General features: G+C 44.5%; 16 protein-coding genes. 12 read left to right on the top strand and 4 right to left on the bottom strand.

Annotated features, from left to right (window positions below; translation table 11 throughout):
• Window positions 1-79 precede the first annotated feature (79 nt).
• The 3 genes from RH88_RS09640 to RH88_RS09630 all read left to right on the top strand — a co-directional run bounded on the left by RH88_RS09640 (window position 80) and on the right by RH88_RS09630 (window position 3,899).
• Window positions 80-1,006 carry a M14 family metallopeptidase gene (locus RH88_RS09640; protein WP_005595378.1) on the top strand — a complete coding sequence of 309 codons (927 nt, stop codon included), beginning with the start codon at window positions 80-82 and terminating at the stop codon, window positions 1,004-1,006.
• 196 nt (window positions 1,007-1,202) lie between these two features.
• Window positions 1,203-1,859, top strand: a complete 657-nt coding sequence (locus RH88_RS09635; RefSeq protein WP_005595376.1) for an START domain-containing protein — start codon at window positions 1,203-1,205, stop codon at window positions 1,857-1,859.
• 294 nt (window positions 1,860-2,153) lie between these two features.
• On the top strand, window positions 2,154-3,899 hold the full coding sequence (locus RH88_RS09630) for a methyl-accepting chemotaxis protein (RefSeq protein ID WP_005595374.1): 1,746 nt from the start codon (window positions 2,154-2,156) through the stop codon (window positions 3,897-3,899).
• 143 nt (window positions 3,900-4,042) lie between these two features.
• On the opposite strand, the gene RH88_RS09625 is transcribed toward RH88_RS09630, so the two are convergent.
• On the bottom strand, window positions 4,043-4,834 hold the full coding sequence (locus tag RH88_RS09625) for an AraC family transcriptional regulator (protein WP_005595373.1): 792 nt from the start codon (window positions 4,832-4,834) through the stop codon (window positions 4,043-4,045).
• A gap of 98 nt (window positions 4,835-4,932) precedes the next feature.
• Between RH88_RS09625 and RH88_RS09620 the strand changes: the two genes are divergently transcribed.
• Window positions 4,933-5,838 carry a DMT family transporter gene (locus RH88_RS09620; RefSeq protein ID WP_005595372.1) on the top strand — a complete coding sequence of 302 codons (906 nt, stop codon included), beginning with the start codon at window positions 4,933-4,935 and terminating at the stop codon, window positions 5,836-5,838.
• Between the two features lie 70 nt (window positions 5,839-5,908).
• Here the strand turns inward: RH88_RS09620 and RH88_RS09615 are convergent, their stop codons facing one another.
• A complete protein-coding gene (locus tag RH88_RS09615; protein ID WP_005595371.1) occupies window positions 5,909-7,720 on the bottom strand; it encodes a hybrid-cluster NAD(P)-dependent oxidoreductase in 1,812 nt (603 codons plus the stop codon).
• 295 nt (window positions 7,721-8,015) lie between these two features.
• Between RH88_RS09615 and pyrC the strand changes: the two genes are divergently transcribed.
• The gene (gene pyrC, locus RH88_RS09610; protein ID WP_005595370.1) at window positions 8,016-9,044 is read left to right on the top strand and encodes a dihydroorotase; all 1,029 of its coding nucleotides are present in this window, start codon (window positions 8,016-8,018) and stop codon (window positions 9,042-9,044) included.
• Between the two features lie 133 nt (window positions 9,045-9,177).
• Here pyrC and azu read toward each other — a convergent pair whose 3' ends face one another.
• Window positions 9,178-9,630 carry an azurin gene (gene azu, locus RH88_RS09605; RefSeq protein ID WP_005595368.1) on the bottom strand — a complete coding sequence of 151 codons (453 nt, stop codon included), beginning with the start codon at window positions 9,628-9,630 and terminating at the stop codon, window positions 9,178-9,180.
• A gap of 665 nt (window positions 9,631-10,295) precedes the next feature.
• On the opposite strand from azu, the gene codB reads away from it, so the two are divergent.
• The 3 genes from codB to RH88_RS09590 all read left to right on the top strand — a co-directional run bounded on the left by codB (window position 10,296) and on the right by RH88_RS09590 (window position 13,945).
• Window positions 10,296-11,534: a cytosine permease gene (codB, locus tag RH88_RS09600; protein ID WP_005595367.1), complete on the top strand. Its 1,239-nt coding sequence runs from the start codon at window positions 10,296-10,298 to the stop codon at window positions 11,532-11,534.
• A gap of 9 nt (window positions 11,535-11,543) precedes the next feature.
• Window positions 11,544-12,821: a cytosine deaminase gene (locus tag RH88_RS09595; protein ID WP_005595365.1), complete on the top strand. Its 1,278-nt coding sequence runs from the start codon at window positions 11,544-11,546 to the stop codon at window positions 12,819-12,821.
• 668 nt (window positions 12,822-13,489) lie between these two features.
• Complete coding sequence (locus tag RH88_RS09590; RefSeq protein ID WP_005595363.1) at window positions 13,490-13,945, top strand: dCMP deaminase family protein; 456 nt, start codon at window positions 13,490-13,492, stop codon at window positions 13,943-13,945.
• Here RH88_RS09590 and RH88_RS09585 read toward each other — a convergent pair.
• Window positions 13,926-16,619, bottom strand: coding sequence for an ATP-binding protein (locus RH88_RS09585; protein ID WP_005595362.1), 2,694 nt, complete (start codon window positions 16,617-16,619; stop codon window positions 13,926-13,928). The genes RH88_RS09590 and RH88_RS09585 overlap by 20 nt on opposite strands.
• 664 nt (window positions 16,620-17,283) lie before the next feature.
• Between RH88_RS09585 and RH88_RS09580 the strand changes: the two genes are divergently transcribed.
• The 4 genes from RH88_RS09580 to RH88_RS09565 all read left to right on the top strand — a co-directional run bounded on the left by RH88_RS09580 (window position 17,284) and on the right by RH88_RS09565 (window position 20,326).
• A complete protein-coding gene (locus RH88_RS09580) occupies window positions 17,284-18,714 on the top strand; it encodes a glyceraldehyde-3-phosphate dehydrogenase (protein ID WP_005595361.1) in 1,431 nt (476 codons plus the stop codon).
• 306 nt (window positions 18,715-19,020) lie between these two features.
• Entirely contained in the window at window positions 19,021-19,245 is a 225-nt protein-coding gene (locus tag RH88_RS09575) for a hypothetical protein (protein WP_223296322.1), read from the top strand.
• A gap of 130 nt (window positions 19,246-19,375) precedes the next feature.
• Complete coding sequence (locus RH88_RS09570) at window positions 19,376-19,861, top strand: acyl-CoA thioesterase (RefSeq protein WP_005595358.1); 486 nt, start codon at window positions 19,376-19,378, stop codon at window positions 19,859-19,861.
• A gap of 192 nt (window positions 19,862-20,053) precedes the next feature.
• The gene (locus tag RH88_RS09565) at window positions 20,054-20,326 is read left to right on the top strand and encodes a hypothetical protein (RefSeq protein ID WP_050798500.1); all 273 of its coding nucleotides are present in this window, start codon (window positions 20,054-20,056) and stop codon (window positions 20,324-20,326) included.
• Window positions 20,327-20,935 lie beyond the last annotated feature (609 nt).

Genomic DNA, 20,935 nt, shown 5'->3' with positions numbered 1-20,935 from the left:
ACTTTATGGCGAATTCTGTTTGCACGCTTAACTGGGCCTCGCTATGCTGATTTTGTTCCCATCAAATAAGAAGTTAATGATGACACTAAACAACACCTACCCAATCGGTACTCCAGGTCAAAAATGGGGCGACGCAGAACGCCAAGCATGGCGCGCTCAAACCACCATCAAACGCCTCTACAGCGAAGAAGTCCTTCCAAAAATTGAAGCACTAAAAGAACGCTTTGATGTTGAACAATATGGCGCTCTTTCTTACGACGTTGAACGCTTTCCACTTTACTGCATAAAAAGCAAAAACTGGTCAAACGACAAACCAAGCGTGCTGATTACTGGCGGTGTTCACGGCTACGAAACCAGCGGTGTTCAAGGTGCATTGGAATTTGCAGCGCAAAAAGCCGAGCAATACGCTGAAACCTTCAACATTGCTATCGCGCCATGTGTAAGCCCATGGGGTTATGAAACTATCAACCGTTGGAATGCCCTCGCGACCGATCCAAACCGTTCGTTCTACCAAGATACACCTGCCGAAGAATCAGCAGCATTGCGTCAGTTAGTTGCTAGCCTTGGTGATTTTTTAGTGCACTTTGATCTGCACGAGACCACCGATACGGACGAATCAGAATTTAGACCGGCGCTGGCTGCTCGCGATGGCGTAGAATACGATGCCGACACGATTCCTGATGGTTTCTACACTGTTGGCGACACGCTAAACCCGCAACCAGAGTTTCAAGCAGCAATCATTGCTTCTGTTGCGAAAGTCACCCATATCGCGCCTGCCGATGAGAAAGGCGAGATCATTGGTTCTGAAGTGGTACAAGAAGGTGTGATTCTCTATCCGATGAAACAACTTGGTCTGTGTGGTGGCGTAACAGAGTGTCTATTCCATACGACGACTGAAGTGTATCCGGACAGCCCGAAAGTAACCGATGCTGAATGTAATCAAGCGCAGGTTGCTGCGATAACCGGCGGTTTAGATTTCGTAATTACGAATCATTTAAACGGCTAGTCCGCACCATAAGCGTAAATCTGCCCAACAATAAACGGCCATTAGGCCGTTTATTGTTTCTACCAGTGCCTATCTCTGCAGTACAAAACGACCAATACACTCAACGACTCTTCTCTCTACATTGATTCTAAATCTGATTTAATTAAGTTATATAAGCTATCAACAACGAAGAAGCATTTTTCTCAATAGGAAAACCATGACAGCGTTACAAAACATTTTGTCTATCACAGCACTTTTCCTAGTAATGGCATTGATGTCAGGCAACGTCAACGCGCAAGTAAATAGTGACTGGCAATTTGATAGTCGCCGGGATGGCATCACCATTTATGCGCGAGAGCATAAAGACGGCTTAGTGGAAATTCGCGCGCAAATGTTCACTACCACCAGTTACAGTGCATTTTTAACGTTGTTGGAAGATAGTGAAAAAGTCCCTGATTGGATCGATAATGCCCGCCACAGCCGCGTACTAAAACAGATCTCCCCGACTGAAAACATCGTTTACACCCAGTTCAGCGCGCCATGGCCAGCCAAAGATCGTGACATGGTCACCTACTCTAAATACTGGGTCGATGATCTCGGTTTCACCATCCACATTACTGATGCACCAGAAGCAATACTTGCCGAGCAAAGTGGCTACATTCGTATTCGCGCAGTTGATGCCAGTTGGACTTTACACAAGCTCACGAATGGCACGACCCTAATAGAATACCAAGCCTTCGCGGATCCTGGCGGCCTACTACCCGATGTATTAATGAACAAGCTGTCGAAACAAAGTGCTCGAACCACCTTTGAAAATCTACGTGCCCTACTACCTACATATCAACAATACCAGCACCCGCAGATTAACGAATGAATTTACGCTTAGTTAAAAACACCCTTAGCGAATGCCATTATTTAACAACACCCATCACTTAATGAAACAACTTATAGGTATGAAGCTTTCATTCTAAATACAAAATAATCTTCTGCAGGCTATTGATATTAAACATTATTATCGTCACCATTAACCAATCACATTAATGGCTATTTATTTGTGATCGCAACGTCATTGCTGAAATAAATCTTTATTTTTGCGTCGCAGTTATGAAAAATTTCTTTATGTGGGGATATTATAGCCTTAGCACATTAAAAGGAATTCATACCGCCCATGAAGAAAGCCCTCTCTTTCAAGATGAAAATAATCGCTATTTTCATCGTTATCACTTCAATCACGATCTTGACGTCATATTTCAGTGCTCGTCATCATATTAGTAATTATATTTACCAAAGTGATACTCAGAACATCAACAGCCAGATAAACCTTGTGAAAGACAAACTGGTCGAAGACATTAACAATCAAATTGTTCTTGCAGAAAACCTAAATTTTGGACTGATTGCAGTAAAATCGACGCAAGAGAAAACTGGTTTTTATAACATCATCAAAGTTGTTAGTGATTTAGTTTTTACTCCTCAAGGGAGTATTGATGACCCTGCCGAAGCACAACCGTTTATCGACCTATTATCTTCAGCTAATGGCAAAGTGACCGTCAGTAACATCGTTTATGAACAAGGGAAACCTCTGCTTACCATTATTGTTCCTGAGGGTGACGGCCAAGGAAACATCTTTTATGTAGACCTTAGTGATACGCAAGCGCTTTTAGCATCATCTGCCGTTGATGGTAGCTATATGGAGCTCGTTGACCCAAATAACAATATACTGTTTTCAAACAAAATAGATGGCGACCTTATTCCATTACCTAGTACTTTTGATGTTCGTGGGAGCCAATGGAGCCTAACTGGTTATATTGATAACGCCTATATCTTACAAAACACGGCGAAGCTCAATAATGCCATTACGCTCACCTTAGTCATCTCAGGAATTCTAATTATTTCGCTGAGCGTTATCGCCGTTAATCTTGCCTTTAAGCCTATCGTGTCACTTCGCAATATTGTCACTGATCTTTCTCAAGGTAATGGCGACTTAACCCGTCGTCTAGAGATAACCTCTCAAGATGACCTTGGAAAGATCGCAACTGGCATCAACCAATTTATTGAAAAACTACAAACCATGATGCTCGATGTGGCGAAATCCAGTCAGCAAATCAAACAAGAAATAAATGTGGTCGGTGAAAATGCACACTCGAATCAAACGCTGTTAACCGCCCACGCAAAAGAGACCGAGCAAGTGGTCACCGCGATTACTGAAATGAGTTCCACCGCAGAGTCCGTCGCACAAAGTGCAGCGGATGCGGCAAAATTAACCCATAAAACCAACAACGAAGCGAACCACTCTAAAGCCGTTGTACAAGAGGCGGTGCAAAGTGTTTCTGCCCTTGTGGAAGAGGTAGCGAGCATGTCTCAGTCCATCACAGCGATGAGCAAAGATACCGACCAGATTGGCTCTGTGCTTGGTGTTATTGGTGATATTGCGGAACAAACTAACCTATTGGCTCTCAATGCCGCAATCGAAGCGGCTCGCGCTGGCGAACAAGGGCGTGGTTTCGCAGTGGTTGCCGATGAAGTGCGCGCGTTAGCGGCCCGTACACAACAAAGTACCTCACAAGTCAATGAGATGCTGACCAAGCTACGCAACGGCAACAATACGGTTGTGAGTGCAATGAAAACTACCCAGTCGAGTTGCCAGCAAACATCAGAAACCACCGCACGCGTGATGACATCACTAGACTCGATGACCGATTCAATTATTGAGATCAACGATTTAACCACGCAAATCGCCGCATCTGCAGAGCAACAGAGCGTCGTAGCTGAAGAGATCACTCGCAATATGACCAGCATTCAAGAGATGATCAACAATATTAACCACAATGGGCAACAAACCGTGACAAGTACTCACCAACTCACGGCAACCAACAGCCAACTGAGCGATGTGGTTGGTCGCTTCAAACTCAGTTAACGTATAAATGAAAAAAGCGAGTCTGCTTCCAGACTCGCTTTTTTCACTGTATTGCTGTCCCCCTCAAACTGTATCAATAAGATAAGTCTGTAAGGCCAAAGCACCTGGTGGTTGGCTTCACGATGGCGCAGATAATTGCCACCTTAATAAATCAATTTACTCTTATATTGTTCTGGGGTCTGGCCCGAATATTTGCGGAACATCGCAATGTATGGGCTGGCTTGGTTATAGCCAAGAGTGAAAGCCACTTCTTTAACTGACTGGCCTTTTTGTAACAATTCCATTGAATAGAGATAACGCACGCGCAAGCGCCACTCGGTAAAGCTCATGCCTAGTTCGGATTGACAATGCCGAGCCAGAGTTCGCTCGGTGGTATGAACGCGTTCGGCCCATTCTGACAAACTGGTGTTATCAGTAGGATCTTCCTCAACCGCGGATAGGATCGGCGCTAGGTATTTATTGTCTGTCGATGGCAGAAAGTGATGCTGTGTATCTCGCGTGGCCAGTTGATCTAACAACACTTGTACCAAACGTTTATCTGCGTCAGTTTCTGCAACATTGATTCTTCGCGCACGAAAGTCATCCACAATGGAAGAGGCTATCGAAGTAACGCGAATCAAGCTGGTTTTATCGGGAAAATTTTCCGTCAAATGCAGCGCTACATTTAGAGAGCAGTAAGATAGTGGCTTACGATTAAAACTGGTATGCATGATACCCGGTGGCACCCATATCGCGAGATGAGGGGGAGCTAAAAAACGAGTTTCCTCGACTTCCATTTCAAGAATACCACCGCTGATCAGTTGTACTTGACCCCAAGGGTGGCTATGAACACGCGTCTCAGTGTTCGATAAAAACGCCTCAAAATTCATAAAGACATCTGATGGTGCTTTATCGATCGATAACGACGGGTGCAAATGTTTGGCTGGTTTTCTCAAACTTGTCTTCCTAGAGCGCACAATGTCGTTTTAAAGATACTTGCAATTATACAGACCTGACAAACTACCCGCCACCCTAACAATGCGATGAACCTCACATGATCTACTTACTGCCAATACTCACTGTTTTCATCTGGGGAACCAATGCTGTTGCCAGTAAAATGGCGGCTTCTATCATTGAACCAAGTGCAATGAGCTTTTATCGCTGGGTATTCGCTATCGCGATTTTAACCCCATTTTGCCTGCCAAAGGTGATCCGCCTGTGGAGCGACATTCGACCAAACCTTGCCAAACTGAGCGTGCTTGGGATGCTGGGAATGGTGATCAACCAATCATGTGGCTATTTCGCCGCTGTCACGACAACTGCTTCTAATATGTCGCTGATCAGTGCCTTAGTGCCGTTGATTGCGATCTTTATTAGTGTGCCTATTTTAGGCAAGCCTATTTCACGCAACAGCATTTTGGGCGGTATCATCGCCTTAATCGGCTTAGCCTACATGCTGGGTAAAGGGGATATGCTGTTCTTCTTGTCGCAAAGTGTCACGACTGGCGATGCTTTGATGGTCGTAGCCTCAGTCGCCTACGCGTTGTACTGCGTACTACTTAAGCGCTGGAAGATGAATTTACCTAATACCGTCTCGATCTACATGCAAGGGTTTGCTTCAATGATTATGCTGGCTCCTATTTGGCTGACCAGTGACCAACTGCTACCGCCATCAGAAGCGATGCCGATTATCTTATTTGCTTCGGTTGCAGCTTCGATTGCTGCGCCATGGATGTGGATCAAATCGATTGATGTGATTGGCGCAGACAACAGTGCGATGTTTATGAATTTATTACCGGTGGTAGCGGTGACTTTAGCCGCCACAACGCTAGGCGAGACTGTCCACATCTACCACTTAATTGGCGGTATCATGGTGATAAGCGGGGTTATTTTAGCGCAAATTAAACGCCGTAAAAAAGACGACATCGATCCCGTCATTCTCAAGAACGATTTAGTGTAATCACGATCTAATACCAATAAAACCTTGTGCTAATAGCCCACCAGCACAAGGTTTAACGCTATTCTAACCGTTAGTATTTCACTTCAATATCGGATGAAGGCACTGCGCAACACGCTAACGCTTCTCCACCTGCGACATCAATATGGTCAAGAGCGGGAACTTGAGCATGCGTTACCTTCCCCGATACGACTTTCACTCGACAAGCACCGCACAAACCGGCACGGCAGCTATTGGGAATATTAACCCCTGCCTCTTCCGCTTGTTCCAGCATCGTGCGCTGATTGTCCCCAACGAATTGGTGGCTATTCACTTTAACGGTCACGGTTTGCTCAACGGTAAGCTCTACTCGCATGGCGGTAAATGCTTCTTGATGATACTGGCCTTCATTCATACCGGCTTGCAATAACATTGATTTTGCTTGTTGCATAAACCCTTCGGGGCCACAAACATACACTTCTCGCTTTGCAATATCTGGTACCTGCTTTAAGTGCATCGGGCTTAACCGCCCTTTTAAACCGAACCAATCTAATGGCGCCTTAGAAAGGGAAATCAACACCTTCAACCCGCCGTGCTCACGTACCAGTTGTTCAAGCTCACTGCGATAAGGGATATCCGCTTCTGTGCTGCACTGATGATAAAAGACCACATCATCCAATTGCTTATTATCGGCAAGATAACGCAACATCGACAGCATTGGGGTCACGCCACTACCTGCAGATAGCAATAAGGTGGGGTTGAAATGGTTTTCTTCTAAGTGAAAGCAACCATCTGGTGATTGGCAATTCAGCACATCTCCCACTTGTAAGTGCTCACTTAGCCAATGAGAAATGCGCCCACCAGCGATTTTTTTCACTGAAATCGCCAGTTTATTAGGCCGTGAAGGTGACGAAGAGAGCGTATAACGTCGCGCAACCTGTTCACCATCAAGCGTAATTTGAATCGGCAGATGCTGACCTGCTTTGTACTCGATAAGCTGCTCAGATTCAAACCAGAACGTGGTAAAGTTACGCGCGATGTCTTCGCGTTCAACACAAGTTAATTGGTGCAATTGCGGGGAGTTATCGACATAGAACTCTTTCTCTTTGTACTCAAGCACCTCAATAGGGTCCCCAGCACGGATCATGCCTTCATTTTTTGCCACCAAATTTTGTCCAAAAAAGACGCCACCAAACTCATTAGCACGGAAATCGCTCAAGGTTTTTAATGGCTCTTTATTGTCTCTAAGTTGGCCAGTTTGCGTATCAACAGTGGTCAGAATACAGCGTTCGCAAGGTTTGACCGCTTCAAATTCAACCTCGCCAATACGAATCCGTTTCCAGCTATCTTCAACAAAAGGCTCAAGATCAGAGGCAACCAAATTGGTACGAAATTGATCCATAGTGTGCGTATCACTACTGCGTTTATTCAGCTCTGCTAACGACCCTTCACTGATGATCAGCAATGGATAACCATCCGCAAAGCTGACATTGTGGCCCAACTTTTCTCGCACCCGCTGAGATTGCTCGCCAGTAAAAACCAACTCGACACGACAACCGACCACGTCACTAAACCAATCATCCGCTTCATCTGACGTCGTAAATGCGCTAAAGGTATCGCTCCACACTGTCACAGGCGTTGGCTGCATTTTAAATTCACTGTAACGAATGCGAAGTGCCGCACGATTGGGAGCGGTGAACAATAAACCATCTGAACACAATACCGATTTCACTTGCACCATGTGAGGATATTTTCTAGCCGTGACCATCGCACCATCAGCTTTGGCAAGCATGAAACGTCGATCAAACATCAGCCCTTGCTTTTCAACCCATGCCGTTGACATCGAAACACCGGCGACTGACTTAACCGGGTAAACATTAATTTTTGCGAGTGTTGACGCTGACATTGCCCTTCCTTAGTTATCTATTTTCTAGGGATATTTGTTTGCGAGTATAACCAATTTTTAACCTGCCGACTGCTCACCCCGCGAGTGAAACAATAGAACCCGCGGCCGCTATGACTCATTCAATCAATTGCGCAAACGTTTAGCTTATTATTATGCCACGAGCGCAATCGATAAAAAAAGAAGGTGAAATCGTTATCGCTTTCCTCTATCATCCTGTCGCCTAAGCATTCGCGTTTATTCATATAAACAATTGCTTAGGCTCCAATCAGACAACTATTTCATGGTGGGAGCTAACATGACAACTATTACGATTACTCGTCCGGACGACTGGCACGTACACCTTCGCGATGGCGAAGTTCTTAAAGACACGGTACGCGACATCAGCCGTTACAACGGCCGCGCGCTCATCATGCCAAACACCATTCCACCAATTACTGATACCGAAATGGCCGCAGCCTATCGTGAACGTATCATGGCAGAAAAACCAAGTGCTCAATTTTCTCCTCTCATGGCGCTTTATCTAACCGACAATACGACTCCTGATGAAATTCGTAAAGCCAAAGCCTCAGGTCTTGTTGTCGCCGCTAAACTGTACCCTGCCGGCGCAACCACTAACTCAGATTCAGGTGTAACCTCAGCAAAAAACATTTACCCAGTGCTAGAAGCAATGGAAGAGGTTGGCATGTTGTTGTTGGTACATGGTGAAGTGACTGCACACGAAATCGATATTTTTGACCGTGAAAAGCAATTCCTAGAGACAGTTCTCGCACCGATTGTGAACGATTTCCCTAACCTAAAAATCGTTTTAGAGCATATCACCACCGCAGACGCGGCAAATTTTGTTAACACTGCTAACGACAATGTGGCTGCGACAATCACTGCACATCACCTGATGTATAATCGTAATCACATGCTCGTGGGTGGCATTAAACCGCACTTCTACTGCTTGCCAATTCTAAAGCGTAATACGCACCAACAAGCACTGATTGCAGCAGCAACCAGCGGCAGCAAAAAGTTCTTCTTGGGGACAGATTCAGCACCACATGCCAAAGACAAGAAAGAAGCCGCTTGTGGTTGTGCGGGTTCATACACGGCGCACGCAGCGTTAGAGTTATATGCAGAAGTATTTGAACAAGAGGGTAAACTTGAGAACCTTGAAGGGTTTGCAAGTCACAACGGCCCAGACTTTTACGGCCAGCCACGCAATGCTGATACGGTTACGCTAACCAAGCAAGCTTGGACCGTGCCAACAACCATGCCATTTGGTAGTGATATTGTGGTGCCAATCAAAGCGGGTGAAGAGATCACTTGGTCTGTTAAATAATACCCGCAACGTTCGTCTTGCTGGTCACGTCGTTATTCTGATTGGTACAACAGTCTAATGGCGAATTCCAACCAATAAAAACGCCCCGAGATTCGGGGCGTTTTCGTATGAAATAGAACTCTAACACTGAGCGTTATTTGAACTCAAATTTGCCTTTCATGATGGCCCAGTGACCTGGGAACGAGCAGAAGAAAGTGTAATCACCACCCGCCTTAAGCTTCGCAGTATCAAACGTTAGCGTTGTCGAATCTCCACCACCAATCACTTCTGAAAATGCATAGACACGTTCATCACCCGGCTTGACATAGCTGTTGTCGATACCCGCGCTCATGCCTTCTGTACCTACTGCTTGAACGTTAGCAGTATCAGCGATCACAATGTTGTGGCCCATCGACGTCGCAGGTAGGCTACCTGTGTGCTTTAGTGTGATTGAGACCTCTTCACAAGTCGCTGGTACGCTAATCACATCCGTTGAGAATTTCATCATATCGTTTGCTTCGATAGTTACCTCACAGCTTGCGCTTGCTTGAGCTGAGAAAGCCGCTGCGAATAATGTTGTTATAGAAAGCAAGTAACGAAGTTTCATTGTTTATCTCCTTATTGAAAGCTATGCGCATTATACTGAAATAGCTTCATTTTTCTTGTGCAAACCTCTCAATTAACACACTGTTATCAAATATTTCACTCAAACAAGCACAACAGTTCACCTTTTCTGCTGCTTAGCCAGATTGTACGCAAAACCCCACTTTTTCGATCAAAACAATTTTCATATCAAACCGAACGTCGAAAAATTAAATCCGTAAAAAACCATAATAAAACCAATGTTAACCATTAATTTATTAAACCCAAGCAATAAAATTAACTGAAAATACCAAAACAATAAGTAAAACAAAGAAAAATAGAGCAAAATTCAAACAAACACTACAACGCATAAATAGTAAACGTTTGCAATCAAGAGAAATAAATACAATTGGAGTCTTTTTTACACCTGAGCACACCAGCCCACACAAACACTCCAAAATAGATTAACAGCGCAAAATCCATGACTATAAAAACGTTTTCATAAGCAATGAGTTCAATCAAAAAACAAATTCTAATATATTGAATTAACAGAAAATAAAACACAAAACCCACAACAATGAAGCACAAGTGACAATTTAGTCATTGACAGTTTGTTTTCAATCATCATAATACGCGCCGTTTAACCAAAACATGGCATTTAGTTTTCTTGTCTTACTTGTAGAGGTAAAAATGGCTGCAGATAATAATTATAGTCTTGGACCTGTTCCAATTTCGGCCCGTAAAGGCGTAGCGTCGTTAACCATGGTGATGCTAGGGCTCACTTTTTTCTCCGCAAGTATGTGGACTGGCGGTTCACTTGGTATTGGGCTTTCCTTTGATGATTTCTTACTCGCAGTTCTAATTGGCAACCTCATTCTCGGCATCTACACTTCTTTTCTTGGTTACATCGGCGCTTCTACCGGCCTCTCTACTCATCTTCTTGCTCGTTTTTCTTTTGGCTCTAAAGGCTCATGGCTTCCTTCAGCACTGCTTGGCGGTACCCAAGTCGGTTGGTTTGGTGTCGGTGTCGCTATGTTTGCAATTCCAGTACACAAAGCGACAGGTATTGATACCAATGTGCTGATTATCACATCTGGCTTGCTGATGACGGCCACGGTGTACTTTGGCATTGCCGCTTTAATGATTTTGTCTGCCATTGCAGTTCCTGCGATTGCGCTACTCGGTGGCTACTCTGTAATTGAGGCCGTTAACAGTATTGGCGGCGTAGAGCAGCTACAAAAAGTACAGCCAGCTGAACCTCTCGATTTTTCAGTAGCCTTGGCGATGGTGGTTGGCTCATTTGTTAGCGCAGGAACACTGACGGCTGACTTCGTTCGTTTTGGTAAAAAGCCAATGGGCGCGGTGATGGTGACGATGATTGCTTTCTTTGTCGGCAACTCACTGATGTTTGTCTTCGGGGCGGCTGGCGCGGCTGTTACTGGCCAATCCGATATTTCAGAAGTCATGATTGCGCAAGGGTTACTTATTCCCGCAATTATTGTTCTTGGCCTTAATATTTGGACCACCAACGACAACGCGCTGTACGCTTCCGGCTTAGGCTTTTCAAATATCACGGGGCTACCTAGCAAATATATCTCTATGCTCAATGGTGTAATCGGTACACTTTGCGCATTATGGCTGTACAATAACTTCGTTGGTTGGTTGACCTTCTTATCTCTGGCTATTCCACCAATTGGTGGCGTGATCATTGCGGATTTCTTAGCCAACCGTAAGCGTTACCTCAATTTTGACCAAGCTCAGTTCCAAACCATTAACTGGGCAGGTATCGCAGCCGTTGCGATTGGCGTGATTGCTGGCCACTTCTTACCAGGTGTCGTACCCGTAAATGCGGTACTTGGCGGCGCAATCAGCTACTTAGTATTAAATCCTATCGTAAATAAAAAGACTCTGGTTCAACAACCAGCGTAAGGAACCATCATGACAACACTACTGATCAAGAACGCAACACTGCAAGGACAAGAAGGTCTCAAGCAGATTCTGATTAAGGATGGTCAATTCGAGCGTATTGAAGACAATACCGTTGAACTTAATTTCACCGGTAATGTGCTCGATGCGGAAGGTGGCCTAGCGGTCGCACCTTTCTGCGAGCCTCACATTCACTTAGATACGACTCAAACCGCCGGCGAGCCAAGCTGGAACATTTCAGGTACCTTGTTTGAAGGTATCGAACGCTGGGCTGAGCGTAAAGAGCTGCTGTCGATTGAAGATGTAAAGTCACGCGCTAAACAGACACTAAAATGGCAAATTGCGAATGGTGTGCAGCATGTACGAACTCACGTAGACGTCTCAGATCCAACATTAATCGCGCTCAAAGCGATGATTGAAGTGCGTGAAGAGATGAAAGAATGGGTAGATATCCAAATCGTTGCGTTCCCGCAAGAAGGCATTCTATCTTACCCGAACGGTAAAGAACTGCTAGAAGAAGCGGTTCAACTGGGTGCTGACGTCATTGGTGCGATTCCACACTTCGAATTCACGCGTGAATATGGTGTTGAATCACTGCACTACGTATTTGAATTAGCACAAAAATACGATCGTCTTATTGATGTTCACTGTGACGAAATTGACGACGAGCAATCTCGCTTTATCGAAACCTTGGCTGCGCTGGCGCATAAATTCAACATGGGCCACAAGGTCACCGCAAGCCACACAACAGCAATGGGCTCTTACAACGGCGCATACGCGTCACGTTTATTCCGCTTGCTACGCATGTCTGGCATTAACTTTGTTGCGAACCCACTGGTCAACATTCACCTGCAAGGCCGTTTTGATGACTACCCAAAACGTCGTGGTGTGACGCGAGTGAAAGAGATGCTTGCTGCCAATATTAACGTTTGTTTTGGCCATGATGATGTCTTCGACCCATGGTACCCATTAGGCACCGCGAATATGATGCAAGTGCTGCATATGGGTCTGCATGTGTGTCAGGTGATGGGTTACGACCAGATCAATAACGGCTTAGAACTTATCAGTACTAACTCAGCACGTACTTTGAATATCCATGATCAACATGGCATTGAACAAGGTAAGCCGGGCAGCCTACTGATCCTTCCTGCTGAAAACGGTTTTGATGCGGTACGTCGCCAAGTCCCTGTGCGTTACTCGGTTCGCCACGGTAAAGTGATTGCAGAAACACAACCAGCAACGACCCAAATTCACCTAGCTGAAACAGAAGCGGTAACTTTTAAGCGCTAAGCTCTTAATTTAGTTTATATAAAAGAAAACCCCGCTAGGCAAAGCCTAACGGGGTCTATTCTTACTCGCAGCAATCCGGCTACTAATAAGTGCTCCCTGCATCATATCCTTGATAGTACGCTGCATCCTTCAGCACTTCCATAACATCGCTGTCCTAGCGGTGTCCTTCGCAATCCTAGCTAACCATCGTTCCTCGATGGCTAAATCTTCGTCCTGAAGATGACCAAATCCTTGGGTCTTTCCTGTTCCGTGTCCGCATCCTGCTGACACCTTTAATTTAACCATCTAAGCCGAATCTCTCAATAGCATTACCGTATACAAATGTTGATTATTTTCCATAAAAATCAATTAAACTACTATTTATCAACAAGTTAACAAAAACCCTTCGCTATTTACTCAACGACGGAACGATAGTTTCTTACGTCGTTGTGAGAGATCTCTTACGTACTAATGGGCAGTTTTTACCTCATCATTCTTAAACACACGACTCAGCAGGCTATAAACGAAGAAAAATTGAGCAGCGTCAGTGTGGATTGTGGCTACTAACTCATTAAAAAGTGAGATATTATGATCCAACCTAGATCACATTATTGTGTTTTTATGGTCAACGACTTAGCGAATCACATCGCTTATTCGTGGTCACATTCACTCTTTGTAAGGAAGATTTAATGATTTCAAAATGGGCGCAACGCTTTTACCAAATGGCTGAGCTTGTTGGCTCTTGGAGTAAAGATCCATCCACTCAAGTTGGTGCGGTCATTACTAAACAAAATCGCATTGTCTCGGTCGGCTTTAATGGTTACCCACATGGTATTTCCGACAGCGCGGAAACCGATGAACGCGAAATGAAATACTTAAAAACGCTTCATGCCGAAGAGAACGCGATTTTGTTCGCGAAACGAGATTTAGACGGGTGTGAAATCTGGGTGACACACTTTCCGTGCCCAAATTGCGCGGCAAAGATCATTCAAACCGGTATTTCAGCTGTGCACTGCCCAGAGCAAACCGAAGATTTTCTCTCACGCTGGGGCGATAAAATCAAAGTCAGCCAAGAGATGTTTTTACAAGCTGGCGTGAAAGTCAATTGGCTACCACTGGCTGATATCAGCAAACCGGTAGAGTAACCAACTTTAATTGCTCAAAGATTTCAAATAGCTGTTTTGATTTGTAGGGTTTCGCTAAGTAAGCATCCATCCCTGCCTCAAAACAGCTATCAATATCTTCTGGTAACACGCTGGCCGTCAGCGCGATAATTGGAATCGCTTGATGACCATTACGCTGCTCCCATTGACGTATTTCCCGTGTTGCGGTTAAGCCATCCATCACTGGCATCATGCAATCCATCAATATGGCATCAAATGCCCCACCTGATTGAATCACATCAACCGCATCGGCCCCGTTACTCACCACTTGATAATCCAAACCTGCTTTATTGAGAAACAAACTCGCAATTTTCTGATTCATCAAATTATCTTCAACAATCAAAATATTACGGCTTCGTGTCTGCCTCGGTTCATGATGAACGACCGTTTGAGAAGCGTTTGTCATAGCCACTCGTGCGTAGGATCTTTTTTGCAATGCGGTCACCAATCGATTTCCTAACATCGGCAAGGTTAAGCTGGATGAGACGATACCTTCTACTGCCACAGTTCGCCCTTGTGGGCCTGACAATACAACAATCTCAGCATTAGTTTGTAGCTGTCTAAGCTGAGTTAGTTCCGCTAAATATGATGGTTGGGTTCCATTATAACCCGTCGTAGAAGCATGGTGTTTATTAGTAATGCAATACAATATCACATCATACGATTGCACCAGATTACTGGCATGGGCGATATCTTCTACGCTGTAAAAAGTCACCCCGAACTGGTGGAGTTCTTGCTTAATATAATGCTCATACTGGCAATGATTGGTCAGCAGCAAGACCTGCTCATTAATTTGAACGGGAGTGGGTTGCACGGCTGGAACATCAATCGGTATCGAAACAATAAAGCGACTGCCCTTGCCTACAACCGAATCGACATAAATGTCACCCTTCATTAATTCGACTAACTGACGACAAATGGTCAATCCAAGCCCTGTTCCACCGTAAGATCGGGTAATACCACCATCTTCTTGAGTAAACGGCTTAAAAATCTCACTCAACTTATCTTGAGCGATACCGACTCCAGTGTCGACGACAGTACAGATAAGTGTTGTTTGTTCGAGTTTTTCCACCAGTGATATCTGTACTTTTACACTACCTTGGTGGGTGAATTTCACCGCATTGCTCAAAAGATTCAGTATCACTTGCTTCAAACGGAACTCATCAATGCGAATTGTCTTAGGAATGGGCGTTAACCATTCAACAAACAAATCAACGTGCTGTTTTCTCGCCTTACTGAGTAAGATGGCTAAGGTCTCGTAAATCACCTCTTTGATATCAGACTCTACGATTGATAGTGATAACCGCCCTGACTCTATTTTTGACAGATCTAAGATATCGTTGATCAGTACCAGCAATGATTGCGATGAGCCTTCAATATCCGTTAAAATTTCTTCTTGGCTTGGTCTTAGTTGACTATCCGACAGTACTTCGGTCATACCGATGATACCGTTAAGTGGAGTGCGTATTTCATGAGAGATATTGGCTAAGAAAATACTCTTTGCTTTATTAGCGGCTTCCGCACTTTCCTTTGCTTCAACTAATTGCTGTTCATAATCTCTTTGCTCTTGAATAATATGATTGAGACTGTCGGCAAAATCGGTGAATTCATCCTTACCATCAACCGGGATCAAGGCAACGGTACCGTTTCTTTTCATCATCCCCATTGTATCTAGAATTCGAGTTAGCTTTGAGTTGATCCGAAGTAACGTACTCGCCCCCCATGTAAACATCACGATCAACACTAAGCCACTGATAATCGCCAGCAAGATTAATTTTTGTTGACTCGCCTTCCCTTTGAGAACCACCGCTTGTTCAAGCTCAGTGGCTAAAATAGTTAACTGATCGACCACGGCATGATTTCGACTTTCAATTACTTTAACCAGTTCATGCATCTCCAAGGGCGTAGCGCGATTGTGCAACATTTGGCTTCTAAAATAGGCGCTTTGACGAAACTCTCGGCTAGTAAAAAGCACGAATAGTTTCTCTGCTTTAGGATTACGTACATCATTATTGAGGAAGTGTTCAAGATAATATTGCTGGCGTTCGCCTACACGAAAATACTCTTCCGCATAATCGGCGTAATCCCACTCTAGTGTACTAATTTCCCTTGCTAGCCATGCTTCTCTCTCCATCCAAAAATGCAGCCAACTAAGATCACTCAGCACGACTTCCGCTTTTTGAATTGACCTATCTGCATGGTAATTTTCAATCTGTTGCACGGTCAAAAACAAGGTTTCTAAGCTGCTGAACATCAAACGGCCTAATTCTATCGTGCTGGTGTAACTGGCAAATTCCAACTCAGGTAAGACACCTTTTAGCTCCATAATCTGCTCTGTCATTACGCGACGCCGTTCAGGTCGTAACTGGTGCTGAGCAGAAACCAACGCCAACGTTTGATCTAATTGTAATAAGCTTTGATGGATCTCTTGTTTGACCGAGTCATTTTTCAACCGCTTAGATAGAGCAAAGTAGAGCTGATTAGATAAGGCAGAAAGATGGCGTAGATGCTCTGCTTTTACATTGGTCACAGTATAGCTCTCGAGCCTTTCCTGAATGCGGATGACAGAATTTGCACAAAACAGCAAGATAACCAGAGTCGGTAAAAGACACAGCACTAGCAGTCGCGATTTAATCGACACGCGAGCAAAGATCATTGGGGGATTCATTCCTTGAATCAAAAGTGGCTCAAATATAAGCAATCAGTAGCATTCAAACCAACTTATTTACCGTTGCGCATTCCTTTTCTCATTATTGCTACATTGATAGAAATATTGACAATGGGTGTGCGAAGGACATCAGATCATATTGACCATCAGGTTGCACAAATAAACGTTGGCTTGCGCACAATTTTTCAATTTCCCCCATGCCATCTTGTCGCGATATGCATGAAGTCCGCAATTGAAGTCGCTAAAAAGCTCAACTCATCACCATTGTTTACTAAATAGTTGGTTTATCCATACAAGCTCACATCATGACGCAATCACCTCTTCCCGTTACATCACCAAATGCGCAATGAGTATTTTTTGTAGCAAAATAAGCGCCTCACTATCGAATTTGTCAATGATGCATTGTGCTAATGCCTTCAGCGGAAAACGCCTAAGTTAGGCGACATTTCAGCATCAGACAGGGTAATTATTTTTCCTAGCAGAATAACCCATCGTCAGTTACGCTTTTTCCACAAAATAATTACAAAACATTCACTCTACACTTTCTCTTAATCCTCTGCGTGTCTGTTGGGCAAAGGTAAAGTTCTGACGAGTGAATACCCTCGCTTCCACAAGGAAAAGCACTTCCAAAACGAAAAGGTCCTGTACGCTCATGAGCCCAGAGAAACATCTTCTCGAATGGCAAACTAGCCAGTCGATTGCTGAAACCATTTATCCATTACTTGGGCAGCTTTATCGCCAAAAAGGTGTTGAAGTCTTACTGTTTGGCAAAACACTGGTGAACGCCGCAACAATCGACATCATAAAAGCCCATCGCCTCGCTCGTCACTATAGTGGACAGGCGTTATCTCCGAGCCAAACACTGCCTCTGATTCAAGCACTATGTGACATGCCGCTATCACCATGTCGCATCGACGTAGGTCAGCTGGCTGATAAGTTTTGGCAAGATCGTGAAGATGCCCATGGCGTAAAAGATTTTCTGCACTCAGCCTTGGTCACAGCAATGAATGGCGAGGGCGTATCAAAACCTAAAGATGTCGTGTTGTACGGTTTTGGCCGTATTGGTCGCTTGTTAACCAGACTTCTGGTCGAAAAAAGCGGCTCAGGCTACCCACTGCGTTTACGTGCTATTGTGGTCCGTGGCGGTAAACATGGTGACCTACAAAAACGCGCTAGCCTGTTACGACGAGATTCTGTGCATGGTCAATTCAATGGCAGTATTGTTGTGGATGAAGAACGAAAAGCCATCATCGCCAACGGTAACTACATTCAAGTCATTTACGCTAACAGCCCTGAAGATATCGACTACGCCCAATATGATATTCATAACGCGCTAGTGGTTGATAACACGGGAGCTTGGCGCGATAGCGAAGGACTGAGTAAACACCTCGCTTCAAAGGGTGCACAAAAAGTATTACTGACTGCGCCGGGTAAAGGCGACATCAAAAACGTCGTCTTTGGTGTCAATGAACAGGTGATTCAGCCAGAAGATACCATTATTTCTGCCGCAAGCTGCACCACCAACGCGATAACTCCAGTACTTAAAGCACTCAACGACCGCTATGGCATTGAATCGGGTCACATTGAAACCGTACACTCTTTTACCAATGATCAGAACTTGATTGATAACTTCCATAGCGGTGAGCGTCGTGGTCGTAGTGCTTCACTGAACATGGTACTCACCTCAACGGGCGCAGCTAAAGCGGTTGCTAAAGCCTTACCTGAGCTTGCGGGTAAGTTGTCTGGCAACTCTATTCGCGTACCAACACCCAATGTATCAATGGCTGTGGCTAACTTAAACTTAGCGAGCCAAGTTGAGCGTGACGAGCTCAATCAGTATTTACGCGATATGGCACTAAAATCGAACCTCTCAGCACAAATTGATTACACCGATTCCACCGAGGTAGTCTCATCCGATTTGGTCGGTTCCCGCTTTGCTGGTGTGGTCGATGGGGCTGCGACAATCGCGCAAGACAATCGTTGCGTTCTCTATATTTGGTACGACAATGAATTTGGCTACAGCTGCCAAGTCGTCCATTGTATGGAGCAAATGATGGGCGTGCGCTATCAAACGTTTACCTAGAGGTAATCTAACCTCAGCCGCAGGCTTATCACATCACCTATCACCTAAGATAAAAGGCGGCTAAAAAAATTCCCTGTTGGTCGGTAGCGAACTACCTAGCTAACCTGTTGACTGCCGCTTCTGGATGAGGCGGTTTTTTTTACATTCATGTTTGGTTCATCTAAGCCGCATTAATCTGTACACTGTTAACCTAGTGCAAGACACATTTTTAGATTTACTTTCTACACTCAGGTCACTTTAAGCTGCAAGTCACCCACTTGCCCTTGGTTTTTTGAGTCAATGCTGCACTACACAATAGAGGTATTAATGATGTATAGAATGCTCACCACAGCGCTAACACTAGTCATCGGTTTTTTTACTGTTATGTTCGGTTTACTATTGGCGATCCCATTAGCCATTCTGGGCGCAATCACCGGCAAGCGCCTGCGCGATAATTTCAAGGCACAAATGCAAGCACAGCAAGATTCTGCGATGAATCAAAGCATGGACAAAGGCGCGATTGAAGGCGAATTTGAAGAAGTGCGTAAGTAAACCATTGCCACCATCAAGCCACCTATAAAAAACGTGATGATCCAATGCGCTTTGGCCGCACATAGTAATAGATCATTCAGTCGTGAACACGTTATAGTGGTCGTAGTTGCAACCGTCATGGAGTAAGACGATGAGTAAAAGACAACGCAATATAACCCTGCGTTTCTTGGCTGAGCCCAGCGATGTCAATTTTGGCGGTAAAGTGCATGGTGGCGCGGCGATGAAGTGGATCGATTTAGCTGCATATGCGTGTGCTGCAGGCTGGAGTGGTAAATATTGTATTACTGCCTACGCCGGTGGGATACGTTTTGTATCACCAATTCACGTCGGAAATCTGGTCGAAGTGAGTGCTAAGGTAATCTATACCGGCAGCTCATCAATGCATATTGCTATCGATGTTCAAGCCAGCGACCCTAAAGAACTAACCAATCGCTTAACCACCCATTGTATCGTCATCATGGTTGCGGTTGATGAAAATGGCAAACCCTCGCCGGTACCGGAATGGGTTCCGAGCAACGATGAAGACATTGAATTACGAGAATCTGCTATCCGACTGATGAATATGCGCAAACAGATTGGTCAGGAAATGGAAGCGCACGTTAAATATCTCAAATAGTTCATCCGCTCTGGTCGCCTCCTATCTAACGAGTCACGCTCGAGTAATACCAGCGGCCAGGTCCACCACTTGATGATAATGACAGTATGTCAGGCTTGAGTAAAAAGCTGATACTGTCATTTTTCCTTCACTAAAGTCTGCTTAACTCTGTGCTGCATCCAATGAAAGGCAAGGATCTTAGCCATTAAGCACATCTCATTCAACGGTGATAGATTAACATCTGCATTCAACGCACCCACATTAAGTGAAACAACCTTGAGCGATCTTAAATCGGTTGAATACCAATGGGTCCGAACCATGTATGCCGAAGGTTACAACGATCAGCAGATTCACCACTACATCCAAACCTGCTTTGGTGGCGATGAAACATTTGCCACACTGTTTCGTCGCGTCGCACTATCGCAAGAAAGCATTTACGTCTTGCTAAGATACCTAGGATGCGCACCTTCCAATCGCGAGTTATAACACATCACCCCAAGTGATATTTAGAGTAAAAAGATAACTTAAACAAATGATTAATAAGGGATATTAGCTTTTATCGCCAAAGGAAGAATAGAAATAAAGCCCATCATTCGAGCATAATAAATGTATAAAACTTGCTCATTAAGGACTTAAAACCACATCAATCTGCAACAAATCATGCCGCTACAATGTAATTATTAGCACTGCGTCGCATTGAGTATCGAATTCGCTACCGCACATTAGCCGATTACTTAATATGGACGCTGCAAAAAGAAATGCCTGAGCAATGCTCAGGCAGGTTACAAAAACCGTTAGTTTTCATTTAGTAAGGAATCTAAGCTAACAGCCAGCTATGCGTAACACCAATTTTGCACTCGACTTAACTGATCGGCGGCCAAACCAAGAATGTTAAGTGGAGCAACAATGAGGCGACGTGCAGGTCGCCTTTGTCGTTTTTATTTACCTTCCACAGCACCGATTGATGGTGAATCCTCTGACCAACCCATGCTATGTAAGTAGAAAAACATCTACATTTTAAATGTAGTGAATACGACGTGATTCATCAGCCTAAGCTATAGAAAAGTCTAATAATTTAGACTGTGTCGCATTCTT

The sequence above is a fragment of the Vibrio scophthalmi LMG 19158 genome (genome assembly GCF_000222585.1).
Taxonomy (GTDB): Bacteria; Pseudomonadota; Gammaproteobacteria; order Enterobacterales; family Vibrionaceae; genus Vibrio; species Vibrio scophthalmi.
Note: the sequence above shows the minus strand (reverse complement) of the source record. Positions and strands in the feature narration are given on the sequence as shown.